The sequence below is a fragment of the Mariniblastus fucicola genome, assembly GCF_008087665.1.
Taxonomy (GTDB): domain Bacteria; phylum Planctomycetota; class Planctomycetia; order Pirellulales; family Pirellulaceae; genus Mariniblastus; species Mariniblastus fucicola.
Window position 1 is genome coordinate 6540971 of record NZ_CP042912.1, and the last position, 23485, is coordinate 6564455.

Here is a 23485-nt window from a genome sequence, read left to right on the forward strand (position 1 = left end):
CCTTCACGGTGATTCCACTGTGCTTCTAACTTTGTTTCTGGTCACGGTGATTCCACCGTGCTTCTAACTTGGTTTCTAGTCACGGTGGAGACCACCGTGCTACTTAATTAAACGCTATTCTGCATGGACGACGAAGCAACCTACATTTGCGATTCCTGCGGCGAGGAAATTGTCATCCCGATCGACCCAACGCAGGGCGAGAGCCAACGGTATTGGGAAGACTGCCCGGTTTGCTGCAATCCAAACCATATCTCTGTCGAAATCCGGGACGGCGAAGTTCGAGCATGGTGTGATCACCGGGATTGATTGGGCTTTGCGATAATTTGCGGCGACGGCGCCAAACCTCGGCTGATTTCTCCCCACACCGCCCGCAATTTGCCTTGGCAGATATTTGTCAGAGCAGACGTCCGATCGCCTGTCGCCTGCTAAAATGGTGCTGCTCTCTAACCATCATTGACCGAGGTGTTTTGTGTTTCGAAGATTCGTACCTTTCGTGGCCGTTGCCGGCGCACTTTTTCTGACCGGCCTGGCTGACGCGCAAACTCCTGACCCCATGAAGCCGCATCCAGCGGTTGCTCCAGCGCTTGAGAAAATCGAAGCCGCTGTTGCCAAAGGCCCATTCGAATCGAATTGGAAATCGCTCGAAGGATACGAAATTCCTCAGTGGTACAAGGACGCCAAGTTCGGCATCTTCATTCACTGGGGAGCCTACAGCGTGCCGGCCTACGGCAGCGAATGGTACCCGCGGCAGATGTACATCGACACCAAACGTCGCGGCGACAACTTTTTCCAGCACCACATTGAAAAGTACGGCCCGCAAAAGACCTTCGGCTACAAGGACTTCATTCCGCAATTCAAAGCCGAAAAATTCGACGCCGCGGAATGGGCAAAGCTCTTCAAAGACACCGGTGCCCGCTACGTGATTCCCGTCGCCGAACACCATGACGGATTCCCGATGTACGACTGTGCTTTCACGCGTTGGGATGCATCGGAGATGGGTCCGAAGCGGGACATTATCGGTGAACTTTCCAAAGCCGTACGCGCCGAAGGAATGAAGTTCGGCGTTAGCAGCCACCGGGCTTTCAACTGGATGTTCTACGTTCGCAGCAAGGACTTCGATAACTCTGACCCGCAGTACGCTGATCTGTACGGTCGACCGATGCCGTTTCTGTTCGAGAAAGGTGCCGACAAGTATCAGGAGAACTTTGTTCCCCAGGACGAACAGTTCAAGGACGACTGGTTGGCTCGTTCCTGTGAGCTGGTCGACAAGTACCAGCCCGACGTTTTCTGGTTTGACTTTGGCATCACGCCGGGGCTCAGAAAACAGAAGTACGACGAAAACCCGTTCACGCCTCACCTGCAAAAGTTCGCGGCCTACTACTACAACCAGACCGCCGACAACGATGCGATGGGCATCATCAACTACAAGTGGGGCGCCTTCCCGGAAGCCGCTGCGGTTCTGGACAAAGAGCGTTCCAAGATGGCCGAAATCCGCAAACCGTTCTGGCAAACGGATACCGCGGTCAGCGCGAGCAGTTGGGGCTATACCGAAAACCAGCGTTACAAAACAGCCGATCGTCTGGTCGATGACTTGATCGATATCGTCAGCAAAAACGGCTGTCTGTTGCTCAACGTCGGTCCCCGCCCCGACGGAACGATCCCGGAAGAAGACACCGCGATCCTCAAAGCCATCGGTTCGTGGCTGAAGATCAACGGCGAATCGATTTACGACACAACGTACTGGAAAACTTACGGCGAAGGACCAACAGGCGTTTCTACGGGGCACGTTTCTGAGTCGAAAGACAAGCGTTTCACCGCTCAGGACATTCGCTTCACGGCCAAGGGCGATGTGCTTTACGTGACCGGACTGGCGTGGCCCGAAGACGGAAAAATCACGGTGAGAACGTTGGCCAAAGGCGGCGAACACTTTCCGGAAGAGATCGCTTCGGTCGAATTGCTGGGCAGCGATGCGAAGTTGAAGTGGAATCGGGACGAAAGCGGATTGAACGTTGAGCTTCCTGAAACGCATCCTTCGGAATATGCTTACGTGCTTAAAGTCACGAAGTAAACATAATCGCCTTTCGCTCCGCGGATGATGCATCTTCAATCGTACGTTCGCGGCGTGCGACAACGATGAGGGTGCGAGCGAGGTCTGGTTAAGAAGTGCCTGTCCGATCCAAGAAACGGAATCCACCGCTCAAACGAGTCCTCGTTCATGTTTTGCGTGTCGCGATCTTCGTTTCGGTACTTTGGCTGATCCGTGACGCGCATCGCCAAACCGTTTGGAGCGACGCGGATCTTTCGAACAGCCCGCAAGCCATCGAGTTCGTTCAGCAATCTGTTCCCGAAGCCACCGGCATCGCAGGTGAACGCGTTGTCGACAGTTCGGGTAATGCGATCGGCTCGATTCTGCAGACTTCTCCGCAAAGCGACCACATCATCGGCTACTCCGGGCCCACGAATTGCTTGATCGTGCTCGACGCGGAAAACCAAATCGTCTCCGTCGCCATCGCCAACAGCGGCGACACCGTGGACCATGTTCGGGCCGTCAAAGACGATCCGGATTTTGCTAAAGCGTTCTCGGGGCTGGGCTTCGAGACCTCGGACCAGTGGCAACAGATCGACGCCGTTTCCGGAGCCACGCTTACCAGTTACGCCATCATCGCTTCGGTCGCCAATCGTATGGGCGGAAGTGCTCCTTCGCTGAAGTTCGAAGCACAGCCCGACATGGAAAACGTTCGCGCTCTGTTTGATGATGCAGTGCGAATCGAACTCACCGATCGGTCCAACATCTGGGATGTGTTTTCCGATTCCGCGAAAGTCGGCTTTCTGCTGACGACGTCGCCCTTCGCCGATCAGCTTTCGGGTTACCAGGGGCCGACGATGACGCTGGCCGGTTTTGACAACGACGGAAAATGTGTTGGGCTGGTCGTCGATCAGACTTATGAGAACCAGCCCTACGCGAGTTATCTCAATGACGATCGGCCGTTTCAAAAGTTCTACGTTGGAAAAACGCTGGAGCAACTTGCGGAGCTTTCACCGGAAGACAGCGGCATCGATGGCGTGTCTGGCGCGACGATGACCAGTCTGTGCGTGGCGGATGGTTTGGTGCTGGCGGCCAAAGCAGCGATCGAAGCACCGGCCAACGATGAGGCTGGTGGAAGCGGATTTTCGCGCCGGGCGATTTCGTGGTGGGCCGATGCCATCACGGTCCTGCTGACGATTTTCGGCATGCTGCTTTCGTTCGGGCAGATTGGAAAAAGCAAATCGCTGCGAATCGCCTACCAGTTGGCCGTGATCCTGTTCCTTGGCCTCATCAACGGCCACATGCTTTCACAGGCTTCGGTTGTAGGCTGGTCAAAGAACGCGATTCCGTGGAGCGTCGCGCCGGGCCTGGTGTTGCTCTCAATAGCGGCCTTTGTCGTGCCGATCGTCTCGAAGCACCAACCGTACTGCCACCACATCTGCCCTTTCGGAGCGATCCAACAGCTGGCCAAAAAACGCTCGCCGTGGCCGGTCGTGATTCCCAAAACACTGAATTCCGTTTTGGAGTTCGTTCCGTTTGCGTTGTTGCTGCTGGTCGTGATTGTGGCGATGACGGGGACGAGTTTTAACCTGGCCAGCATCGAGCCCTTCGATGCGTTTGCATTTCGTGTCGCCGGATGGGCAACGATCGGCGTGTTTGTTGTTGGGCTGGTAGCGTCGCTAGTCTCTCCGATGGCTTATTGTCGGTTTGGATGTCCGACCGGTGCGCTGTTGGGGTTCTTGAAGTTTCGAGCGGATAGCCATCGCATTGGGTCGAGAGACTGGGCCGCGATGTTACTGTTGGTCGCGGCAATCCTGTTTCGGGTTGTCGCCTGAGCCCGAGTCGCACAATGTGCAACTTGTAATTTGCTTTACGGAGACTCAAGACATCACTTTCGCCCGGTTGATTCTTGCACGCGGCGCAGTCGCTGGGAAAAGTCATCCAGAATAATTGCCGTCGCCCCCCAAACTTGATGGTCGGCAACCGAAAACCAGGGAACGCTTCGCTCTTTCGAATCGCTGCGGACGGACGAAAACTGCCGAATCGATGGATCAAGCAACCTCGCGACCGGAACCTGAATCAACTCGGCAACTTCATCCACCTGAATCTCAAAAACGGGCTCCTTCGACAGCCAACCGACAAATGGAGTCACTGTGAAATCGGAAGGCGGAACCCAAACCGGATTGAGGGTTCCAAGGATTTCGATTTCGTTTCGATCGATGCCAATCTCTTCTTCGGCTTCACGTCGCGCTGCCTGTTCGAGCGTTTCACCTTCGTCAACACGGCCACCCGGAAGCGAAATCTGTCCGGGATGATGCTGCAGTGTGTCTTTGCGACGTGTCAAAACCGTTTCCAACACGTTTCGATCAACCGTCGGATAGATCAACACAACAACTGCGGCTTGCCGTCCGTCGCCCGGCAGTGAATCGGGGCGAGTTGGTGGTCGCACGAGTTTTGCGGAACTCATTTCGGAAACCCAGCCATCGGGATGAGGGCTGCCGACCGCTTGTTCGATCAGGCTGCGGTTCATCGCGTTCGCTGCCATGGAATTGGGTCAAGTCGAAAGTACTTTTTCAAAAGTGAAAACAGTTCGCCATACTCGCGGGACATCTCTCGTGGCTGTTCGAAAAAAGTCTCCGTGGCCACGGCAAAGTATTCGGCCTCATTGGTGGCACCATAGTGATCAAGCAGCGTTCGGCGGCCAGTTTCTTTGGCCTGGACAAGCTCCGCATAGCCCTCTTCGACGACGCGGCTCCAGGTCTGAGTTGATTCTGCGTCGTCGAACATCACGCTGCCTCCCATCTCTCCGTCGATCCCGTCGAGTGCGTGAGCGAACTCATGGATCACGACGTTTTGTCCGTCGTCTTCGTTGCGGCCTCCGCTGAGCGAATCTTTCCAGGAAAGAATGATCGGTCCGCCCTGCCAAGCTTCACCGGCGCGATGCGAAGCGTGGCCTTCGGTCAAACCATCACCCGTCATCCGGCGGAAGGCTTGTGGATAAACCAGAATCGTCTTCACGTTGTCGAAGTACCAGTCGTTCACGCCCAGCAACATCAAACAGGCCTGAGCCGCGATCGTGACCTGCATTTCTTCGGTCAGCTGCAGCCCTTCACAGCCCTCCCAATTTTTCTCGGCGACGAAAACCTTGACTCGATCCTGCAGCGCTCGCATTTGCAAATCGCTCATCTCCCACGTCAGTCGAACGTTACGTTGCAGATGCAGATCCCAGGGTTCCGGCCAAGGATTAGCCAGAATTTTCTTGCGACGACGATTTCGAAACCAACTGAACATCTACCTGTTTTCCTCTGTCGCCGAACCGCGGCTTTCCTGAGCCAGATCCATCATCAGTCGCACGACTTCTGGCGCATTGACGTAGTTGCCGCCGGTCACCAGCAGATCATCGCGAACCACAACTGCCAAGTCATCACGACGCGGCAGCTCCGTCCAAATTGCTCCGGATCGGTCACGAACCGCATCTGAAATGTAGCGACAACTGGCAGCTTTCTTTCCATGGAGCAAGCCAGCATTGGCCAACACGGCCGTCCCGCCACAAATGCTACCGACCGGTTTGCGATTGGCCAACATCGACCGGGCGAAGTCTCTCGCTTGATCGTTAAGCTTGGGATCGAAAGCGTAGAGCGTACTATCGGGTGAATCTCCATTCCAGCCGCCGGTAAAAACGAGCGCGTCAAAATCAGCAGCATCCAATTCGCCAAGCGTCCGAGTCACCTCGACCACTGACGGTTTGGCTCCCTTTTTCCGCGAGCTAAACTTAACGCGCCCTGCCTGATCAGAAACGTATTCCAGTTCCACGTTCTGGTAACGTTTCAGGCTTCGGCTGATTTCCTGAATTTCTGGATGAAAGGCGAATCTCGATGGCACGACAATGGCAAACTTGATGTTGCCCGTTGGCAGATCGCCGAGCGGCTGACTGGAAGACATCCCCGGAATCAGACCAAACAACCAAAGAGCCAACAGCACCATGATTGGACCGCCGATCACCGCAAAGATTTTGCCCGTGGAGCGTTTCCGTTGGGCGACTATCGTCTCTTCTTTTCTTGCTGGATTGCCGATTCCCGAAAATGCGCGCGTTAGTTCGGCGTACGACTGAAATCGCAGTTCTGGATTCTTGTGCATCATCTTTTCCACGACAGCAAGCATTCCAGGATCGAGTCCGGGCGCAACGTCAATTAGCGAGGGCGCGTCGTGTTCAAGATGCCCAGCCAGTTTTTCGCCAACCGACATTCCGGCAAATGGTGGGGTACCTGAAAGCAGGAAATACAAAGTGCATCCCAACCCATAGATGTCACTTCGAAAGTCCGCCGAAGCCGAATCGCGAATTTGTTCCGGCGCGATGTAGTCCGGCGTCCCGAAGACTTCGCCTTCGAGCGTCAACGATCCTGCCGCGTCTTCTGATTGCGCCAGAACAAGTTTCGCCAATCCGAAATCGGTGACTTTTACTTTCCCGTCAGGCAACAACATAATATTCTGCGGCTTGATATCGCGATGGATCATGCCTTGATGTGACGCGTATTCCAGACCGCTAACGATCTGAATTGCGATCTCTTTCGCTTCGTCACCGCCAAGGGTACCTTCGCGTTCCACAACGTCCGAAAGTTTTTCTCCTTCCACCAGTTCCATCACCAGGATATTGAGCCCGTTGGAGACTTCGGCGTCATAGCTGTGAACGATGTTGGGATGATTGAGTTTTGCCGCGACTCTGATTTCGTTTTGAAATCTGGCGACCGCCCGATCATTTTCGAACAGGCTCTGTTTGAGTACTTTGATTGCGACCGGCCGATCCATGGACCGCTGTCTGGCTCGAAAAACGTCTCCCATTCCTCCAGCGCCTATGCATTCGATCAATTCGTAGCGTTCGTGATTCCGCAGCGATTCTGGTATCGCCTGATTTCCGGGTGCCACGGACTGGTTGAGAAGGGTTCCAACCTCGAGCAGCCGTTCACCCAGTGTGTCGCCGTCGATGTGTTCAAGCCGCCTCGCGCATTTCGTACAGCGTTCCAGATGCCGCTCCATCACAGCCTGATTTTCCGATGAAAGTTCACCGTTGATGAATCTGGAAAGCTGCCGCTGGTTAGGGTGTTTGGGCCTGGGCTTGCTGTCTGAAGACTTTATATCGGAACGATTCATACCGGTACCGCGGGAAGGCATTTTGCAATTTTAGCGGATCGTACTTTCATACTCAGTCAATCAAGTGCCGGCCCACGACACGCAACCGGGCCATGACTCTGGATTTTGCAATGAAAATACTGTTTACCGTCACGTTCAGCTCTTTCGCGACATCTGCTGGTTTCGCTCCGTCGACAGCAACTCGCTTGAACGCATCCCAGGTGCCCGGCCGAAAATCATTCTCGATTTGGCGTAGCAGGGTGGCCAAAACTTGTTGATCGTACTCTCGATTCCATTGTTGGCTCAGTTCGCTGTTTTCCGATTTCAGCTGATTCAACGTTTCCTGAAAAGAGGTCTTTCCGGTTGCGATCGGTTGAATCTTTTTCGCACGCCAGAACTCCAACAAACAGTTTCTGGTTATGTTCCGCACCCAGCTTCGAAACGCTCCTTCGCGACCCGCATGCCTGAACTCAGGAAGTTTGCGAACGACAACGGCCAAAACATTTTGCGAGAGATCATTTAAATCGCTCGACGGCGCACCAAATCGCACCAGCCATTTTTCAATCAATGGTTGATAGATGCTCAACATTCTTTCCCAGGCGTCGTGGTCCTCTTCCTTTTTCTGAAGAAGATCCAGAAGACTGATGGAGGTCGGTTGCACTGCTGACTCGGTGAAATGACTTGTTTCGTACGCCCGATTCTAGCAGCTTTCGACACGATAGTCGGTTTTTCGATCCGTTTTGAAACCTGCGACCTCTTCCGCCGAATGACCAATCCCGCAAATGCAAATCCCAGCCAACCAATCGCACCCGGTTCAGGAACGGCGGATACGTCGAGCCTGACCCTGTCAAAATCGACTTCCAGATCTGGTGAAGTCGCTTGGTCGAATCCTGCCGGGATCTCATTCAGATTGACGATCCGGATTCCCAGCGGTTGGCCAAGCTGTGCATGTGACGCCGAAGTCTGAAACGAGACAGTCGACGTTGCGAATTCGGCTTCGGGTATCGTCAACGAATTCAAATCCTGCGCAAGCACGACTCCACCGGCAAGCAAATCGACTTGATAGCCGGGAAACTCATCCAGATTGAAGAACGTTCCATTGCTCGCAAATCCTGAAGCGATGTTGCCGACTTCGACCGTCAAAGTGTATCGAGTATCGGACTTCAAAACGGTGGAAAGCGTCTGTTCCATTCCGTAAACACCTTCGCCCTGACGAGTGCTGTTGAACAGAATTGCGACGCGCTCGCCTTCGGGTGCCAGATCATCAAAGAAGTCGACTCCGTTGGGTCGAAGTGTTCCTGGAAAAATCCCTGAGCTCGGCAGGATTCCGTCCGGATTGTAGTTCGTCCATCCAACCGGTTCGCCAAACGTGAATTCGTTGAACACCGTTTGGCCTGTTGTGTCCTCGAATCCTGAATTGACCACGTTGACCAAATCAGCTCTCGTCTGTCGGCAGGTACCAGCGCTGCATGCGAACATGATCAAGCCAAGCAAATAGATTTGTTTCATCATTCTTCTTTCGAAATTGAATCGGTTCAGCCGTTAAATGATCCGAACCAGGAAGACCTTTCAGATATTCCCGATATTTTTTCGAGAGAATTTCACCCCGTTTTTGCTGGCATATCAACGCATTGAAGTTTTCTGAAATTCGATGAAAGGAATCCGCCGGAGACTGCATTTGAATAGGTCGGGCTACAAACGCCGGACGCAACATCTCAGTAAACAGGAGAGTAAAGATGCAATCTCACTTTAATTCAGCGGTCTCTCGAAACCTGACTTCTTCCCACTTCGTCCGGCTGGCCATCATTCTTGCGGCCTGCGTCTGCATGCTCACGACGCAGCGACTCAACGGACAATCGACGATTCTCCAACACGCCTTTCCCGCCAACCAGCAACCGGGTGGCGGCGTTGGAAGTTTTGCTTCCAACACTTTCAAGTCCGAATTTGATACCGAAGTGCAGAAGCATTTCGACGCAAACAAAATTCCGGGGATGGTCGTCCTGATGGCTCGCGATGGCATGGTGACTTACAGAAAGACGTTGGGGTTTGCTGACGTTGAGAACCAAATTTCGGTTACCGACAAACACGTGTTCCGCCTGGCTTCGATCTCCAAATGGGTCGGCGGACTGATGGCGTTGAAACTGGAGGAACAAGGCATGATCGACCTGAACGCAAAAGCCAACTCGATCCTGACTACGATTCCCGACCATCACAAATCTCGAGTCGTCGACTACCTGACCTGTCGCGCAGGAATCCGACACTACAACGAACCGGTTTCGCCGCTCACCCCTGCCGGGTGGAGTTCGACTGTGTACCACTCAGCTTGGGACGCGTTGCCGTTTATGTGGCACGACCCATTGGCAGTCGATGCGGGAACTTCGCACTACTCGACACACAGCTACACGTTTTTGGGCGCGTGTCTGGAGCAATCCAGCGGCAAAACGATTCCACAGCTGGTGACTCAGCTGCTTCGAAACCCGCACGGCCTGAATACGCTTCGCACTGAAAATCTCAGCTACACCGCTGCGAATCGAGTCAAGCTATATGGTCGAATCGACAGCGACAATCCTGAAGCTGGAAATCAATTGGTCAGTGCCGATAATCTGACGTGGAAATTTCTCGGCGGCGGTCTTGAGTCGTCCGGGCGTGACCTTTTGCGTTTGGGCATGAAAGTCTGCGACGGACAAGTCATCTCGCACGATAGCCTCGAACGAATGCTTGATCGAATTGAACCCGACAGCGGTTACAACCTTGGCTGCAACACCGGAGTCGAAAATGGAAATCGAATCCTCGCCAAAGACGGTGGGCAAACCGGCGCCAGTTCTTACATCTGGATGGCTCCTGACAAACGCATGGTGATGGTCATTTTGACGAACATCAAGCAAGGCAAAGCTTCTACGCTGGGTAAGAAACTTCGCAGCATCGCACTGGGCACTACCAATGCTGCAAACCAGTCGCCGGATCTGGTTGTCAAAAAGTTTTCAAGAACCGGGACTCCTTACTACCAGAACGGCAATCTGAAAATTCCGTTTGAGCTCCTGATCGAAAATCAAGGTAAGGCTGGCACGCCCAACGATTTCGTAAACGGTGTTCGGCTTGGCACAAATTATCGTTGGACCAGGTTCATGAAGACGCTGCCGTCGAAAGGCAAGAAGACCGTTACTGGGACAATCAAAATCAACGATCCCGGCAAGCTTAACCAGGGTCGGACATTGACGTTTGTCGCAACAGCCGACGCTCCGATCGCGGCGGCGGATACTTCGATTGATCCGCGAGCCAGAGTTTTCGAATCCGTCGAGACCAACAATAGCCGAATCCTGAAAGTGAAAGTTCCCGGCGGTATTGGGGGTCTGCAAATCGCCCAACCTGTTCGGGACCCGAATTTGAATCCGCGATCTCCGGCAACGCGGACCAATCCGACCACACGCACCAATCCAAATGCGCCAAGCAGGACCAACCCTTCCGGTGCCAAACGTGCGAATCCAAAAAATGCCAAGCGTACAAATCCGAAAGGCGGCACCCGAACCAACCCGTCGCGGACTAACGGCAAACCGGCTACGAAAACTGCTCCTGCGCCGACGGGCAGTGACAAAGGAAAGGGCAGGAAGAAAGCCAAGCGGGCGAACTCCAAACCGAAATCCAAGGCTCAAAAATCCAAGCCACGCAGGACGAACGGGAAGCGACCCAAAATTGACAAATCTCAAGGCGAAACAGCATCGAAGGACAAACCTAAAAAGAAGAATCGCTAACGATTTGACCACGGCGCGACAGCATGACAACACGGGAAAGCAGTCTTTGTTTTCCCGTGTTGCGTTCGTACACGACCGAGCCTTCCCTAACCCCAAGTGATAGACTTGTGTCATGCCTCGCGCAGCTTGAGCATCCTTCCGCAAGCGTGTGTGAGACAGTCGAAGTCGTTTTACGTTGCGGATTGCCCGCTTGAATCCGCTAGAATGATGGACCGAAAACTCTATCAGCGAGACAGGACAATCAAACATGATTTCACGACGACACTTCATCGGAACCACAGCCGCCGTTGCCGCTGGATCGATCAGCGCTTCCAACACTGCATCGGCCAATGCCGTCGAGACGACGGATCCGGTTCGGCCCGTTGTGATTTCAACCTGGCGACACGGACTGGCCGCGAATGAGGCTGCCTGGAACGTTCTTTCCGCTGGCGGTTCCGCGCTCGACGCTGCCGAGCAGGGAGTTCGCGTCACGGAGTCGGATCCGAAAGTCTCCAGCGTCGGAATTGGTGGCTGGCCCGACGCGTCCGGAGTCGTCACGCTGGACGCATGCATCATGAACGAGAAAGGCGATTGCGGTTCGGTCGCGGCGATGGAAGAAATTGAAAACCCGATCACCGTTGCCCGAATGGTGATGGAAAAGACGCCGCATGTGATGCTGGTTGGGAAAGGCGCCCAGATGTTCGCGGTTGAGAACGGCATCCCGAAGAAAAATTTGCTGACGCCGAATGCGAAAGCCCAGTACGAGAAATGGAAGTCGGCACATCCGGACGCGATCAAGTCACGCACGATCAATATTGAGAACCACGACACGATCGGTCTGTTGACGTTGGACTCCCAAGGCAACCTTTCCGGCGCCTGCACCACCAGCGGAATGGCGTGGAAGCTTCCCGGCCGCGTTGGCGATTCTCCGATTATCGGCGCCGGGCTGTACGTGGACAACGAGGTCGGCGGCGCTACCGCAACGGGTGTTGGCGAGGCTGTGATTCGCGCCTGTGGAAGTTTTCTGGTGGTTGAACTGATGCGTCAGGGCAACTCACCAGAAGACGCTTGCCGCCTGGCGGTCGAACGAGTGATCTCCCGCTCTCCAGACTGGAAGGAAATTCAGGTCGGCTTCATCGCGGTCAACAAGCAGGGCGAAGTCGGCGGATTCTGCATCCAGCCCGGTTTCGACTACGCCGTGTACGACAAGGCCGGTGGCAATCGAATGTTCGACGGCAAAAGCCACGTGACCAAATAGATTAGTCGTCGCTATTGTCGGTGATCGGTGGCGACGATTAGCTCATGACACTCAGCCAGCGTCGGCGGATCGAGCTTGCTGATCAAGCGATCGATGACTTTGGCCGGAACCGCATCAATTCCCTCGCGACTGCGGTTTTGTTCGTAGATTACACCCAGAGGAGGCTCAACATACGCGATCTCAATCCGCGCGTTGTAGCTGGCGCCGAGGTCAATCCAGAGCTGTCGAATCTGACGCGTGACGTTGGTGGCGCTGACCGCGAAATCGACGCGATCACGTAAAAAATGACGACACATTTCTTTCGCTTTTTGGATGACGACTCCCTGGTTGCCCTTCGGATCAACTTTCAGATCGCGGCGAATTGAATCAAGCGAAACGACTGGCAAGTCGCCACGATTTTCCTCCAGCCAGTTATCTTTGCCGGCTCCGGGCAGTCCACTGGTCAGCGTCATGCGACATCGAAAGTCTTCGAACGGCTGGTAGTGAAGATTATCGAGTTGGCTGCGATAATACAGAAACCGGGCGTGATCATTGCTGAACTCGTAGTGCGAATCGAAACAGTTCAGCTCTTGTGATTCAAGCTTCCACAATTCGAGAATTTCTTCCGGGTTCCCATTCTCGCTGCTGGTGCAAATTCGACCTCGTGTATCTGCAAGTGCAAACAGATATAACATTCGATTGCACAGAAACGTCGAAACCCGTATCACGTCATCTGCGGCAGAGCGATTGCTTCCAAGATACGGTGGTCGACCATGAAACAATACCAGATGACAAACGTGTTCTCGAATTTCAAGCGGACATCCAATTTCCATTAGTTGTCTTCTGGCGATTCGAGTTCCGATCGCAGCGTGTTTCGGCGAACGAATTCGGCCCGTCGATTCCTCAACGATCGTTGTCGCTGGCTTGCCGGAATCATGAAAGATCGCTGTCAACAAAAGCACAATCTGCTCGTGTCGCGGCAAATCGGCGTATTCATCCAGCTGTAACAGTTCATCCAAAACCATGCGCGTATGCGTCCACACATCACCTTCGGCATGCCACTGCGGATCCTGCTGACAATTCCGCATCGGCGCACACCACGGTTGGGATTCAGCCCATTCGATGATGAGCGAATCTGAGGCCGTCGAGATTTCCTGCCAGGTTTTCATTCGAGATCACTTCCAGATATCCGCGTTTTCCGTCAACTCGTTCGGGATCATTCGTTCGTACTGCCAGTGCTGGCTCTGTTTGATCTTTTCAATGAACTCCGGCCGTACGTATTTGGCTCGCGAAGTGACTTTCGCATCATCTTCGGTGCGGAGGTACAGGCCTTCCACCAAGTCGTCAATTTCTCCGGTGGTCGGATGCTCAAGAGAGGCGCCAAACGGTGAACTCACGACCAGTTCCAACAATTCGTCAAACGAAAGTTCGCCGCGATGCACCACGGGAACTGTTTCAATCCCTGTGTCGTGCAGGAGATCCAGTCGAGCTTCAAGAGTCAGAAATTTGTCATCTGATTTGTCGTAGATGTCAAACTCAAAAAAGTAATGCGGCAATTCCTGATAGTGAATGCAATGCGTCGCGTACATCCACTCGCCGTAGATAATAAACTGCTCGCCGAGCATTTCCTCGAACGTGTTTCGCTTGACGGTAGCCCACTGTTTAAACAAATCGTACTGCGGGTGCATTCCGGCGGTAATCTCGTGACCGCGGCATTGCAGGACCAGTTCGCCATCGGAAAAGTGCAAACCGACATTGGTGCCGTCAAGTTTTTCTTCGACAATCAGCGACGGGTCAGAGAGTATTTTCTCCGTATCGTCGGCACCCAATCTTTTGTCGTCAGACGTACCTGTTGAGCCAGCGATATGTGGCGTACGAGGGTATTTGACAAAGTCACCGTGGCTGGTGCCCATTGGATTTCTCGGATTCGAAAAAATGACAGGCGGTGTGACAGTTAACGGCCCTCAAGGTTCGCTTTGATTTCGCCAACTTTCTCAGAACAGGTAACTCGACGATGCTGGCCGAATGAAACGTGATCGTTGGATTGGGATTCTGTCGCCGCGATGCTGGCGCTGGCGTGGACTTCATGGACACCGGTTTGCTCGATCAAATCCACGACATTGGAAGCATTGACGCCGGAGCCAGCCAATATTTTGATCGAAGTAGACTGCTGTACCATCTGGCGAATCGTTTCGGCGCCTTCGATCGCAGTTGATCGTTGTCCGGAGGTCAGGACGCGATCGATGCCCAGCGATTCCAGTTGAGCCAGGGTGCCGAGGACGTCGTTGGCCACGTCGATGGCTCGATGAAACGTGGACTCCAAACCGTCGGCCGCGTCGAGCAATCGTTTGCAGGCTTCGAGGTCGATGTTGCGATCGGGCGTCAACGCGCCGAATACAATTCCCTGAACTCCGATCGAGCGAGCCTGTTGGACGCTGCCGATCATGGTGCGTACATCGTCGACGTCGTAGACGAATCCCCCGTCGTGAGGACGGATCATCATCATGCAAGGCATACCGAGTTCGTGGACGCATTGTTCGAGTAGAGAGTTGGCGGGCGTGGTGCCGCCAACGGCGAGAGCGCTGCAAACTTCGAGGCGATCGGCGCCGCCAGATTTCGCGGCGGTCGCGGAGTTAAACGAGTCGATGCAGATTTCAAGAAGCATGATGTGGTCGTCGTCGAAGTTTCGGCATGAGCTTCACCGTCTTCCGAATGCAAAAATTCGCGGCAGTAAATGGATAACTTGGCTATTGGTAAAAAGCGACCTACCAGCTACCGCTCGCACCACCGCCGGACGAGCTACCACCGCCAAAGCCACCACTGAAACCTCCGCCGCTACTGCCGCCGCCGAAGCCGGATGAACTGCTGGAAGAAGATTTAACAACTCGGGGCGTGTAGTAAGTGTGCCGATCGTAGTAGTCGCAGTTCGCACATTTCTCCTCAACCAAAACCTTTCCGCCGTGTGAAGTCGTAGCGTGGATCAGCGTGCGGGTGATTTTGGAGCGCGTAGCGTAGCCGCATTTTGGACAAAACGAGTACCGAGTCCAAAACTTTCCGTAGCGGATTTTGATAACCTCCTCGCAAGTCAAACAGGCCCACACGTCGTAGTCCACACTACCGATACGTTCCTCCAGTCGTTCCGGCGGATCGAGAAACTCGTCATCCTTGACTTCATCGAGCAACACACGACGATCGTTGCAGACTTCGCAAATCCTCGGTCGATAGCGAATCCAGTAGCGGCCTCCAATGACCAAACCGAGGCCTCCGACGCCGAGTGCTCCGAGGAACCACGGGATCAGACTTCTGCGGCGCTGATACTTTCGCTGTTGAGCTCGCTTTTCCGCAGCGGACGGAAGCTCTGGCGGAGCTTTGATATCGGAAACCAACAAGATCCTGGCGGCACAGGCTCGAATGCCTTCGTAGAGGGCACTGCCGGGATCGTTTCTCTGGAAATTGGGAACGATCACGTTGTCCATGATCTGTTGGGCCACGCGTTCCTGCTCGGTCGTGTCGATGCCTTTACCTAAAACGATTTCGGCCTGTCGATCCTTGATGGCAGCCATCACCAGGATTCCGTTATTGCGGAATGCGCTGCCGACTTGCCAGTGATTGAACAGGTTCATTCCAAAAGTTCGATGATGAACGCCGTTGGTAGTATCGATCACAACCACCGTCATTTCGCGGCCGACGGTTTGGAAGACTTCCTCACAGACTTCGTTGATGTGGTTTTTTTCTTCTGCGTTGAGCGTGTTGGTCAGGTCAACGACCCAGCCTTCGGGCCGCGGTGTCGGAATGTTGTACGGCGTGATCTTGCCGACAGGTCGTGCACTGGCGGGACGCGCGTTTTGTTGATTGGTCGGAGTCTGCGATTTGGAAGATTTGGATCCATCGACGCGAAATTCGACGCCTCGATTTTCCTGTGCAGAAACACTCGACAGCGGCAGCACGAACGCGAACGAAAAAGTTAAAGCCAAGAGCAGAAGACGTCCTTGGACAAATTGAATTGGAAACACGTTTTCCACTTTTGGTGATTTTTGCCGCTGTTGCGAAAATTGGTTATACTAAAAAAGAATCGCGAACTAGATTCGATTCCTGCGAAACATTGTAGCGGTATTTAGCTTCGAAATTAAAGGATTGTGAAAATGCGAAACTCGATTCTCGTATTGATTGCGGCAGTATTTTTGATTGGCAGTGGCTCATCGACTCTTGAGGCACAGCTGCTTTCGCGAAGCGCTATCCGAAGCGGGCCAGCCCCGACGGTTGCTGTTTCTCCAACGGATACGCTAAATCCAGTCATCTCGGATTCGGTTGGGCAGCTGCCTTCCGTAGCTGCACCAATGTCCTACACATCGGCGTTGCCCTACGCAAATTCGGCTTCGTACCGCTCGCATACTGGTTGGTATCCGTATGTGATCGCCCGTCCGGCAGACCGTGACTGGATCCGTGAAACTCCAATCGAATTGCGGCCCAATCGGCCTCTTCACTTTTGGGGCAACAGCCGCAGACGCGTTTGGCGATAGGTTACTTGGCGCTCAATCGATGATGCCAACGGATTGGTCCGCTGAGGAATGTCAAACAATGAGTGTCTAGCACTCGATGACGTTGACCGCCAAGCCGCCGCGAGCCGTTTCCTTGTACTTGCTCTGCATGTCCTTGCCGGTTTCACGCATCGTTTTGATGACCTTGTCCAGAGAGACGAAATGTTTGCCATCGCCACGCATCGCCAACCTCGCGGCGTTGATGGCTTTCACAGCACCCATGGCGTTGCGTTCGATACACGGAACCTGAACCAGCCCGCCGATCGGGTCGCAGGTTAACCCAAGGTTGTGCTCCATGCCGATCTCGGCCGCATTTTCGACTTGAGCAGGAGTTCCGCCAAAGACTTCTGCCAAACCTCCTGCGGCCATCGAGCAAGCCGAACCGACTTCGCCCTGACAGCCGACTTCGGCGCCTGAAATCGAAGCATTAATCTTGAACAGCGTTCCAATCGCGGCTGCGGTCAACAAAAACCTGACCATGCCATCGTCGTTTGCACCGTGGCAAAACCGACCGTAGTAATGCATCACCGAAGGGATGATTCCGGCGGCTCCATTGGTTGGCGCCGTGACGACTCGTCCGCCGGCAGCGTTTTCCTCGTTGACCGCCAGTGCCCACAGATTCACCCAATCCATTCGGCTGCGCGGGGCTCCCGAGTCGCTGTGTTCGGCGTTGAGTTTTCGATGCATGTGAGCGGCGCGACGTTTGACTTTCAGCCCGCCGGGCAGGATACCTTCGTTGCGACAACCATTTTCGACGCAGGTTTGCATCGCTGACCAGATCTTCAACAGACCGCTGCGGATTTCCGATTCACTACGCCAGGATTTTTCGTTTTCCAGCATGACTGTACTGATGCAGAGGCCTTCGCTTTCGCAAATGGCGAGCAGTTCTGCGCCGCTGGTGAACGGATATTTGACCTTCGTTGTATCCGGCACGATCCGATCGGTTCCGTCAGCCTCTTCGTCAACGACAAAGCCGCCTCCGACCGAATAGTAGGTGCGTTCGAGCAGCGTTTGGCCCGCGGAATCTTTGGCCGTGATCCGCAAACCGTTGGAGTGAAAATCCAGCACAACGCCCGAGAATTGCAGATGCTCTTTGAGATCAAACGCGATCTCGTGAGTTCCCAGCAAATGAATGTTTCCCGTCGCCGCAACGGATTCAGTGATGCTGTTCAGTTCCTCCGGGTCAACGCTTTCTGGCGCATGCCCCACAAGTCCGCCAAGCACTGCTTTGTCGCTACCGTGGCCTTTGCCCGTTGCTCCGAGCGAGCCGTAGAGTTGGACGATAACTTCTGAAGTCTGAGAAAGCAGGCTTTCGGATTCAAGCTGCTGAACGAACCGCAACGCCGCGCGCATGGGCCCAACGGTGTGCGAACTCGAAGGTCCGATGCCGATCGAAAACAGCTCGAAGGTGCTGATCGCCATTCTTATTCCCGAAAGCCATCTTTCTCGGCAAGCTTGGCCCGTTTCTCGTGATACTTGTCGATGAATTTTGCGTTCGGATCAAAAACGCGAACATCCAATCCGGCATCATCGGGATGCGTCGACCCGTTGTACTTTCGGACCATGAAATTCTTCTCCGTCGATGCGGACAGAGCCCCGCGAGAGCGGCTTTGGATGAAGGCCAGCCACATTCGGTCGGGACCAATTCCCAGCGTCGAGGATTCGACTTCTTTTTGAAAGGCGTCTGGATGCAGCGGAGCCATGTGAAACGAAAACAGCGTGAACGCGATAAACACGCACGCAATCCAGATGGAAAATACGCTTCGCCCAATCATCTCGGTCACGATGTCAAACTTCATCTGCCGCGGCGACAGCGTATCGGTGATCGTTCGACAGAGAATAAACACACCGACGAACAGTATCCACAACGCGATGAAATCAGCCAGCGCGGAATACTGCCTCATCGAGTTCGCCAGCTCATGGGCAAGCGGCTCGTAGAAACTCGAAGCGATCAACGACGCGATGAAGAAGTTGATCAGCGTGATGAAGTTGCTCCACATTCCGTACCACCACGTCGAAGCGACGACCAGCAGAAACAGTATGATGACAAATGCGATGATCATTCTTTATGCCTGTAACATTCGTTGCAGTTCTTCGACAGAAGTAATTCCCTGGGCGATCACAATCGCTGCTTCCTGTTGCAGCGTAATGTGCCCGTTGGCTTTGGCGATCGCCACCAACGCGTTGAACTGTGGATTCTTTGTCGCCGATTCGCGAATCTGATCGTTGATCTTCAACAGCTCAAAAATTCCCGTTCGACCCTTGTACCCAATTCCGCAACAGGTCGTACAAGGTTCAATTTCGTTTTGCTCTTCGTCGACCATGCCAGGTTGAAAGACAAACGGACGATACAGCTGTTCGATGCGTCCCTGAGGCAAACCAAGTTTCTGGATCAGTTTTGGATGAGGCTGATACGCGACGCGGCAATCTTCGCATAGCTTTCGAACCAGTCGCATGCACAGCACGCCGCTGAGCAGCTGAAGAAGTTCGTGTCGTTTTGGATTCAGAGCCAGCAATCTGAGCAGCCCATCGATCGCGTTCTTGCCAGGGTTTCGCAAGTAGATCGGAATGTCGTGCAGCGACGATGTGTTCACCAATTGGTCCACCAGCGGCCCGTCTGTAAGATCTGGAACCGCGAGAACATCCGGTTCCCGAAGCAGCAGTTGCGGCATCGGCGTCATCACCGTTTCGCCCTTGGCGCGGTCAAACGTCTCCGGGAAAACGTTGATGACTTCCGGCTCTTGAGAATTCACATCTTCAAGAACAAAGAAATCCTTGACCAGTCGATCGCAGGAATCGAGTGCAGCACGCCACGCCGAGGTGTAGCCTTCGCCTGGAATCGCGGAAACAAGGAACATGCCCTTGCTGTCCATCTGCATCAATTCCTTGATCTGCGGAATCAGACTTTTGCGGATCCCCAAATCGGTCAGATTATCAAGCGGCGGTTTCTTGTAAGACAAATACAGCCCGACTCGTTCACCGGTTTTGTTGCCTTGAGAAACGATTTTGAATTTTTGCTTCTTCCGCTGATACTCGGTTTCGAATTTTCCTGACTGGCGATTGCGTCGATCGCGAAAGTCCAGACCGGCCAGTTGCTTGAGCACAGCCAACATATAGTCGCCCGTTTGGCGGTCCATTGGCTGACCGGGATGCCACAAGCCATCGATTCGAAATCGCAAGTTGACTTGCTGCGGCGTGAAGTCCAGCACCGTCAGGTCAGCGTCCTTGTGGATGGCTTCCGCGATCACGTTTGTTGCTGGCGGATAGCCCGGAGAATCCTTGACCATCTCGACCGTCTCTTTGCGGTCCTCCGGCGTGTCACCTGCTGGGGTGAAAACGACGGGGGCAGCTTTTTGATGGTCCTGTTCCATAATTAACTTGAGTTCGTTCAGCGTTTGGTTGCGTACTATTTCTTCAGCGAGGCTTGAGCTTCCTGGAGTGAGATCACACCAAGTAGCACCAGTCGATAGGCGGACGACGCAAGCGGCGTTTTCGCGTTGCTTCGTTTCGCGATCGCGTCAACGGGACCAGGCTTCGGCGTCTCCTTCAGCACTTTGCGAACTTCGTCGTTGACCGTCAGCATCTCGAAGATTGCGATCCGACCGACGTGGCCGAGACCGCCGCAAGTTTGACAGGTCGGAAACTCAATCGGCTTGCCGGTTTCATCAACACGCTGTTCAGGAGGAGGCAATCGCCAAGCCTGGAAAATTGTTTTCTGCTTGCGTGGATCACCGCCAAGTTGCTGGATCAGTTTTGGCTGGACCTGTACTTCCTGCTTGCAATGATCACACAGTCGTCGGCCAAGACGCTGGTTCGTCACGTAGCGAACACTATCCGCAAACTGGTTCGGGTTCTTTGAGTTTTGCATGCATCGCAGCAACGCTTCCACCGAAGATTTTGCGGATGTCTGCAGCCATACAGCGACGTCCTGACCTTTGACGCTCGCTGAGAGTACGTCGGTGACTTCGGGAGATTCGATTTCGAATACGGCCATGGAATCCGGACGCGTCAACAGTGACTGGGCGAGAGCTTCTTTCTGATTCGGAGTGCCCTGCCCTGCCGGCATGTAATACTTGAGCACGATGTTCTCAACCGTGGTCTCTTCTTCGTTCTCTTTTGAAACCAGACCGACACAGTCGCGAGTCAAACGATCAGCGGACAACAACAAACCCTGCCACGTTGTCGTCAGACCCTCACCCTTGGGTGCAGAGACGATGCAAATGCCTGGTTTGTTGAGTGCTTCGGCGAATGGCTTTTCCATTGACGGAAGCATGCCCAATTTTTTCAGTGGAAGCTGCGCCGACGCGTCGCCGATCAACTTCAGCTGAACACGTTCGCCGTTTGGAATTCCCTGCGACACAACGTTGATTTTTCGTTTGCCAAATTCGGGTGACTTGATCGCAAACCGCCCCGCCTGCTTGTTGCGCCGGTCGGCCGGGTTAAGGCCAGCGATATACTTGAGGCTGTACAAAACATTGTCGCCCGTCTCGCGATCCATCGGTGGGATCGGGTGCCAGGTTCCATCGACCAAAATCCGCGGCGTTGCTTGCGTTTGGGAGTAGTCGATCAAAACAATGTTGGCCCGTTTGAGCAGGATCTCGGACAACATATCCTTCAGCACCACAAAACCTGGTGACTGTCGGGCGCGGATCAGATTGGACTGACGATCCGAATCCGTTTCGCCGGCTGGTGTGAATTCAAATTCGGCCCCAAGGTCCTGTTGTAGTTCATCCAGCTCCAACCCCTGGTCCGGGTTGAGTCTCTGTTTGATCGAAGAGTCTTTCTTGATCCCCGATCTGCGCACAATTCGATAAATGAACCACGGCAGAAAAGCACACGCCACGTAGATTGGGTATCCGACCCAGAAAATCGGTATCGAGATCGCCGCGAAAAAACCGGCCAGGTGCACCACGATGTTGATCGGATTCCACACCTGTGGCTTTTGACCGGATAGATCCCCGATCCGCGTGGTGTCCCGATTAATCCAGTCCGCAAGGCGAACCCAGATGAAGAACACCAACGCAATCAGCCCGATCTTCACCAGTGACAGATAGCCGCCCTGTCCGCGGGCAGCGCCAATCAGTTCTACGCCCGCGCGGGCCTGCGAGTTGGTCAACAGGACTGCGCTGAAACTCAGGACGAACGCAAACAGCTTCGGCATTACGTGAGACGGTCGAGCCATTCGTAGTTCAGTTTCCTGCAGATGGGTGACTTATGGTGAATCACCATTGTAAATCGGGATAGTAAAAAATACTTGTGAAAAACCGCCACGATCAGTCAACAGACCGGGGCGGTGAATGCGGTTCCTGATCCAGTCCGGCCTAGAGAATACCCGGAGCCGAAACGTCGATACCTTTGAGACGCATTTTCAGGACTTCCTTGTTCGGAGCGACCTGGAAAGCCGTCGGTCGGTCGATCAGCTCGTCACGGACCAGCTGTTCGAGGCTCATCGTGAAGTCCTGCATGCCTTCTTCGCCAAACATCGGAATGGCATCCGCGAGCTTGTGGTCCTTTTCCTCCAGGATCAACTTCCGAATGGTCGGATTGAAGGTCATGATCTCACAGGTAGGAACACGTCCCACACCGGGCTTAATCGACTTGAGCAGTTTCTGCCCGATGATGCCCTTCATGTTCATCGCCATCGCACTGCGAATCGCGCCGTGCATTTCTTCCGGGAACAGGTCGAGAATACGACCGATCGTCGAAGGAGCCGTTGATGCGTGAATCGTACCGAACACGAGGTGACCCGTTTCCGCCGCGTGAATCGCGGTCATGAACGTTTCTTCGTCACGAAGCTCACCGACGAGGATGATATCGGGGTCTTCACGAACGGCATGCTTCATACCGACGCTGAAGTCCACGACATCGATGCCGACTTCACGTTGGTTGATCAGACATTTGTCATCGGTGAAAACAAACTCAATCGGATCTTCCAGCGTCAGAATGTGCTTGGAGTAAATCCGGTTGATGTAGTTCAGCATCGATGCGATCGACGTACTTTTACCCGAGCCCGTAATTCCGGCCAGCAGGATCATGCCCTGTTCGTGGTGGCAAAGCGTTTCGATCGAAGGCGGCAGGTACAGCCCTTCGAAGTCTGGAATAAAGTTGTTCACACGACGGGCAACAAGTCCGATCTTTCCCAACTGTTGCAGCATGTTGACGCGGAAACGCCAATCGACGCCATCGACTTCGACGACGTAGGCAAAGTCAGCACCGCCTTCTTCGTCAAAGATCTTTCTGGTCCGATCCGTCATCATCGGAAACAGCAGCCGAGCCATCTCTTCGATTTCCACGGCGTCGCGATTCATTGGCTTAAGCGTGCCGTTGATCCGGATGATCGGCGGCTTGCCAACTTTCATGTGCAAGTCACTGCCCTCCAGCTTCACCAGAGCACGGAAGTATTTGTCGACTTCGTTGTCTTTTCGCTTCTCGGTAAAGCGGCTGACCATCGCCTCGACTTTTTCATCAGGCGTCATCTGGCCATTTGAGTGACCGTTGGTCGTGTCTTCCGTATTGTTCTTTTTCTTCATTGAGAATTCCGTAGAGGATCATCAAAGTTCGGGCGACAACGATCGGTTGATCGCCTGAAATATCCGCGGAAGCAGTAGAGTTTCAAGTTCGCCAAACCTTGCCCGAAGTACTCTAAGTTGCGGTTTTCCGTGGGTCAACCAAGCCGCATTTGCGCGGTAAAAATACTTGCAAGGAGGCGATCAGAAGTCGGGCAATTCCAATAATAGCAGCTGGATCGCACATTTCCATCACAACGTTACCCGCTTCTTTCATCATCGGCCGCTTTCCTGCCTTGCTGCCAGCATAACGCTCTGGACGG

The 23485-nt window shown here is 53.9% G+C and carries 20 protein-coding genes; 6 read left to right on the forward strand and 14 right to left on the reverse strand.

The window, feature by feature from the left end; genetic code table 11:
- Positions 1-123: 123 nt before the first annotated feature.
- The 3 genes from MFFC18_RS24560 (at position 124) to MFFC18_RS24570 (ending at position 3861) form a co-directional block, all read left to right on the forward strand.
- A complete protein-coding gene (locus MFFC18_RS24560) occupies positions 124-306 on the forward strand; it encodes a CPXCG motif-containing cysteine-rich protein (RefSeq protein WP_075085793.1) in 183 nt (60 codons plus the stop codon).
- 163 nt (positions 307-469) lie between these two features.
- A complete protein-coding gene (locus tag MFFC18_RS24565; RefSeq protein WP_449288516.1) occupies positions 470-2068 on the forward strand; it encodes an alpha-L-fucosidase in 1599 nt (532 codons plus the stop codon).
- Positions 2069-2163: 95 nt separating this feature from the next.
- Positions 2164-3861: an FMN-binding protein gene (locus MFFC18_RS24570; protein WP_084417318.1), complete on the forward strand. Its 1698-nt coding sequence runs from the start codon at positions 2164-2166 to the stop codon at positions 3859-3861.
- Positions 3862-3914: 53 nt separating this feature from the next.
- On the opposite strand, the gene MFFC18_RS24575 is transcribed toward MFFC18_RS24570, so the two are convergent.
- Genes MFFC18_RS24575 through MFFC18_RS24595 form a run of 5 tightly spaced genes read right to left on the reverse strand, consistent with a single transcriptional unit; the run spans position 3915 to position 8662 of the window.
- Positions 3915-4556 carry an NUDIX hydrolase gene (locus tag MFFC18_RS24575; protein ID WP_157665214.1) on the reverse strand — a complete coding sequence of 214 codons (642 nt, stop codon included), beginning with the start codon at positions 4554-4556 and terminating at the stop codon, positions 3915-3917.
- Positions 4553-5317: a M90 family metallopeptidase gene (locus MFFC18_RS24580; RefSeq protein WP_075085790.1), complete on the reverse strand. Its 765-nt coding sequence runs from the start codon at positions 5315-5317 to the stop codon at positions 4553-4555. The genes MFFC18_RS24575 and MFFC18_RS24580 overlap by 4 nt, the downstream gene beginning before the upstream one ends.
- On the reverse strand, positions 5318-7174 hold the full coding sequence (locus MFFC18_RS24585) for a protein kinase domain-containing protein (RefSeq protein ID WP_075085789.1): 1857 nt from the start codon (positions 7172-7174) through the stop codon (positions 5318-5320). It abuts the gene before it with no gap.
- A 52-nt stretch (positions 7175-7226) separates the two neighbouring features.
- Positions 7227-7739, reverse strand: a complete 513-nt coding sequence (locus MFFC18_RS24590) for an RNA polymerase sigma factor (protein ID WP_157665213.1) — start codon at positions 7737-7739, stop codon at positions 7227-7229.
- On the reverse strand, positions 7736-8662 hold the full coding sequence (locus tag MFFC18_RS24595; protein WP_157665212.1) for a PEP-CTERM sorting domain-containing protein: 927 nt from the start codon (positions 8660-8662) through the stop codon (positions 7736-7738). The genes MFFC18_RS24590 and MFFC18_RS24595 overlap by 4 nt, the downstream gene beginning before the upstream one ends.
- A 227-nt stretch (positions 8663-8889) precedes the next feature.
- On the opposite strand from MFFC18_RS24595, the gene MFFC18_RS24600 reads away from it, so the two are divergent.
- Positions 8890-10902 (forward strand): serine hydrolase, encoded by a 2013-nt coding sequence (locus MFFC18_RS24600; RefSeq protein ID WP_084417314.1) that lies wholly within the window; start codon positions 8890-8892, stop codon positions 10900-10902.
- 247 nt (positions 10903-11149) lie between these two features.
- A complete protein-coding gene (locus MFFC18_RS24605) occupies positions 11150-12139 on the forward strand; it encodes a N(4)-(beta-N-acetylglucosaminyl)-L-asparaginase (protein ID WP_075085784.1) in 990 nt (329 codons plus the stop codon).
- 11 nt (positions 12140-12150) lie between these two features.
- Here MFFC18_RS24605 and MFFC18_RS24610 read toward each other — a convergent pair whose 3' ends face one another.
- The 4 genes from MFFC18_RS24610 to MFFC18_RS25155 all read right to left on the reverse strand — a co-directional run bounded on the left by MFFC18_RS24610 (position 12151) and on the right by MFFC18_RS25155 (position 16092).
- A complete protein-coding gene (locus MFFC18_RS24610) occupies positions 12151-13287 on the reverse strand; it encodes an AAA family ATPase (protein ID WP_075085783.1) in 1137 nt (378 codons plus the stop codon).
- A gap of 6 nt (positions 13288-13293) precedes the next feature.
- On the reverse strand, positions 13294-14031 hold the full coding sequence (locus MFFC18_RS24615; RefSeq protein WP_075085782.1) for an RNA ligase family protein: 738 nt from the start codon (positions 14029-14031) through the stop codon (positions 13294-13296).
- A gap of 41 nt (positions 14032-14072) precedes the next feature.
- Positions 14073-14783: a copper homeostasis protein CutC gene (locus MFFC18_RS24620; RefSeq protein WP_075085781.1), complete on the reverse strand. Its 711-nt coding sequence runs from the start codon at positions 14781-14783 to the stop codon at positions 14073-14075.
- Positions 14784-14883: 100 nt separating this feature from the next.
- Entirely contained in the window at positions 14884-16092 is a 1209-nt protein-coding gene (locus MFFC18_RS25155; protein WP_157665211.1) for a TPM domain-containing protein, read from the reverse strand.
- Between the two features lie 168 nt (positions 16093-16260).
- Between MFFC18_RS25155 and MFFC18_RS24630 the strand changes: the two genes are divergently transcribed.
- On the forward strand, positions 16261-16638 hold the full coding sequence (locus MFFC18_RS24630) for a hypothetical protein (RefSeq protein ID WP_075085779.1): 378 nt from the start codon (positions 16261-16263) through the stop codon (positions 16636-16638).
- A gap of 66 nt (positions 16639-16704) precedes the next feature.
- Here MFFC18_RS24630 and MFFC18_RS24635 read toward each other — a convergent pair whose 3' ends face one another.
- The 5 genes from MFFC18_RS24635 to MFFC18_RS24655 all read right to left on the reverse strand — a co-directional run bounded on the left by MFFC18_RS24635 (position 16705) and on the right by MFFC18_RS24655 (position 23132).
- Positions 16705-18078: an L-serine ammonia-lyase gene (locus MFFC18_RS24635; RefSeq protein ID WP_075085778.1), complete on the reverse strand. Its 1374-nt coding sequence runs from the start codon at positions 18076-18078 to the stop codon at positions 16705-16707.
- 2 nt (positions 18079-18080) lie between these two features.
- On the reverse strand, positions 18081-18719 hold the full coding sequence (locus tag MFFC18_RS24640) for a CvpA family protein (protein WP_075085777.1): 639 nt from the start codon (positions 18717-18719) through the stop codon (positions 18081-18083).
- Positions 18720-18722: 3 nt separating this feature from the next.
- Positions 18723-20027 carry an ATPase, T2SS/T4P/T4SS family gene (locus MFFC18_RS24645; RefSeq protein ID WP_075085776.1) on the reverse strand — a complete coding sequence of 435 codons (1305 nt, stop codon included), beginning with the start codon at positions 20025-20027 and terminating at the stop codon, positions 18723-18725.
- Positions 20028-20062: 35 nt separating this feature from the next.
- The gene (locus MFFC18_RS24650) at positions 20063-21838 is read right to left on the reverse strand and encodes an ATPase, T2SS/T4P/T4SS family (RefSeq protein ID WP_084417313.1); all 1776 of its coding nucleotides are present in this window, start codon (positions 21836-21838) and stop codon (positions 20063-20065) included.
- 139 nt (positions 21839-21977) lie between these two features.
- A complete protein-coding gene (locus tag MFFC18_RS24655) occupies positions 21978-23132 on the reverse strand; it encodes a type IV pilus twitching motility protein PilT (protein ID WP_075085896.1) in 1155 nt (384 codons plus the stop codon).
- Positions 23133-23485 lie beyond the last annotated feature (353 nt).

What these genes read in the sequence shown, in the direction of transcription:
- MFFC18_RS24645 (WP_075085776.1), bottom strand. Translation starts at nt 20,027, where the DNA reads ATGGAACAGGACCATCAAAAAGCTGCCCCCGTCGTTTTCACCCCAGCA.
- MFFC18_RS24650 (WP_084417313.1), bottom strand. Translation starts at nt 21,838, where the DNA reads ATGGCTCGACCGTCTCACGTAATGCCGAAGCTGTTTGCGTTCGTCCTG.
- MFFC18_RS24630 (WP_075085779.1), top strand. Translation starts at nt 16,261, where the DNA reads ATGCGAAACTCGATTCTCGTATTGATTGCGGCAGTATTTTTGATTGGC.
- MFFC18_RS24575 (WP_157665214.1), bottom strand. Translation starts at nt 4,556, where the DNA reads ATGAACCGCAGCCTGATCGAACAAGCGGTCGGCAGCCCTCATCCCGAT.
- MFFC18_RS24580 (WP_075085790.1), bottom strand. Translation starts at nt 5,317, where the DNA reads ATGTTCAGTTGGTTTCGAAATCGTCGTCGCAAGAAAATTCTGGCTAAT.
- MFFC18_RS24615 (WP_075085782.1), bottom strand. Translation starts at nt 14,031, where the DNA reads ATGGGCACCAGCCACGGTGACTTTGTCAAATACCCTCGTACGCCACAT.
- MFFC18_RS24655 (WP_075085896.1), bottom strand. Translation starts at nt 23,132, where the DNA reads ATGACGCCTGATGAAAAAGTCGAGGCGATGGTCAGCCGCTTTACCGAG.
- MFFC18_RS24610 (WP_075085783.1), bottom strand. Translation starts at nt 13,287, where the DNA reads ATGAAAACCTGGCAGGAAATCTCGACGGCCTCAGATTCGCTCATCATC.
- MFFC18_RS24640 (WP_075085777.1), bottom strand. Translation starts at nt 18,719, where the DNA reads ATGATCATCGCATTTGTCATCATACTGTTTCTGCTGGTCGTCGCTTCG.
- MFFC18_RS24560 (WP_075085793.1), top strand. Translation starts at nt 124, where the DNA reads ATGGACGACGAAGCAACCTACATTTGCGATTCCTGCGGCGAGGAAATT.
- MFFC18_RS24595 (WP_157665212.1), bottom strand. Translation starts at nt 8,662, where the DNA reads ATGAAACAAATCTATTTGCTTGGCTTGATCATGTTCGCATGCAGCGCT.
- MFFC18_RS24635 (WP_075085778.1), bottom strand. Translation starts at nt 18,078, where the DNA reads ATGGCGATCAGCACCTTCGAGCTGTTTTCGATCGGCATCGGACCTTCG.
- MFFC18_RS24585 (WP_075085789.1), bottom strand. Translation starts at nt 7,174, where the DNA reads ATGAATCGTTCCGATATAAAGTCTTCAGACAGCAAGCCCAGGCCCAAA.
- MFFC18_RS24620 (WP_075085781.1), bottom strand. Translation starts at nt 14,783, where the DNA reads ATGCTTCTTGAAATCTGCATCGACTCGTTTAACTCCGCGACCGCCGCG.
- MFFC18_RS24600 (WP_084417314.1), top strand. Translation starts at nt 8,890, where the DNA reads ATGCAATCTCACTTTAATTCAGCGGTCTCTCGAAACCTGACTTCTTCC.
- MFFC18_RS24605 (WP_075085784.1), top strand. Translation starts at nt 11,150, where the DNA reads ATGATTTCACGACGACACTTCATCGGAACCACAGCCGCCGTTGCCGCT.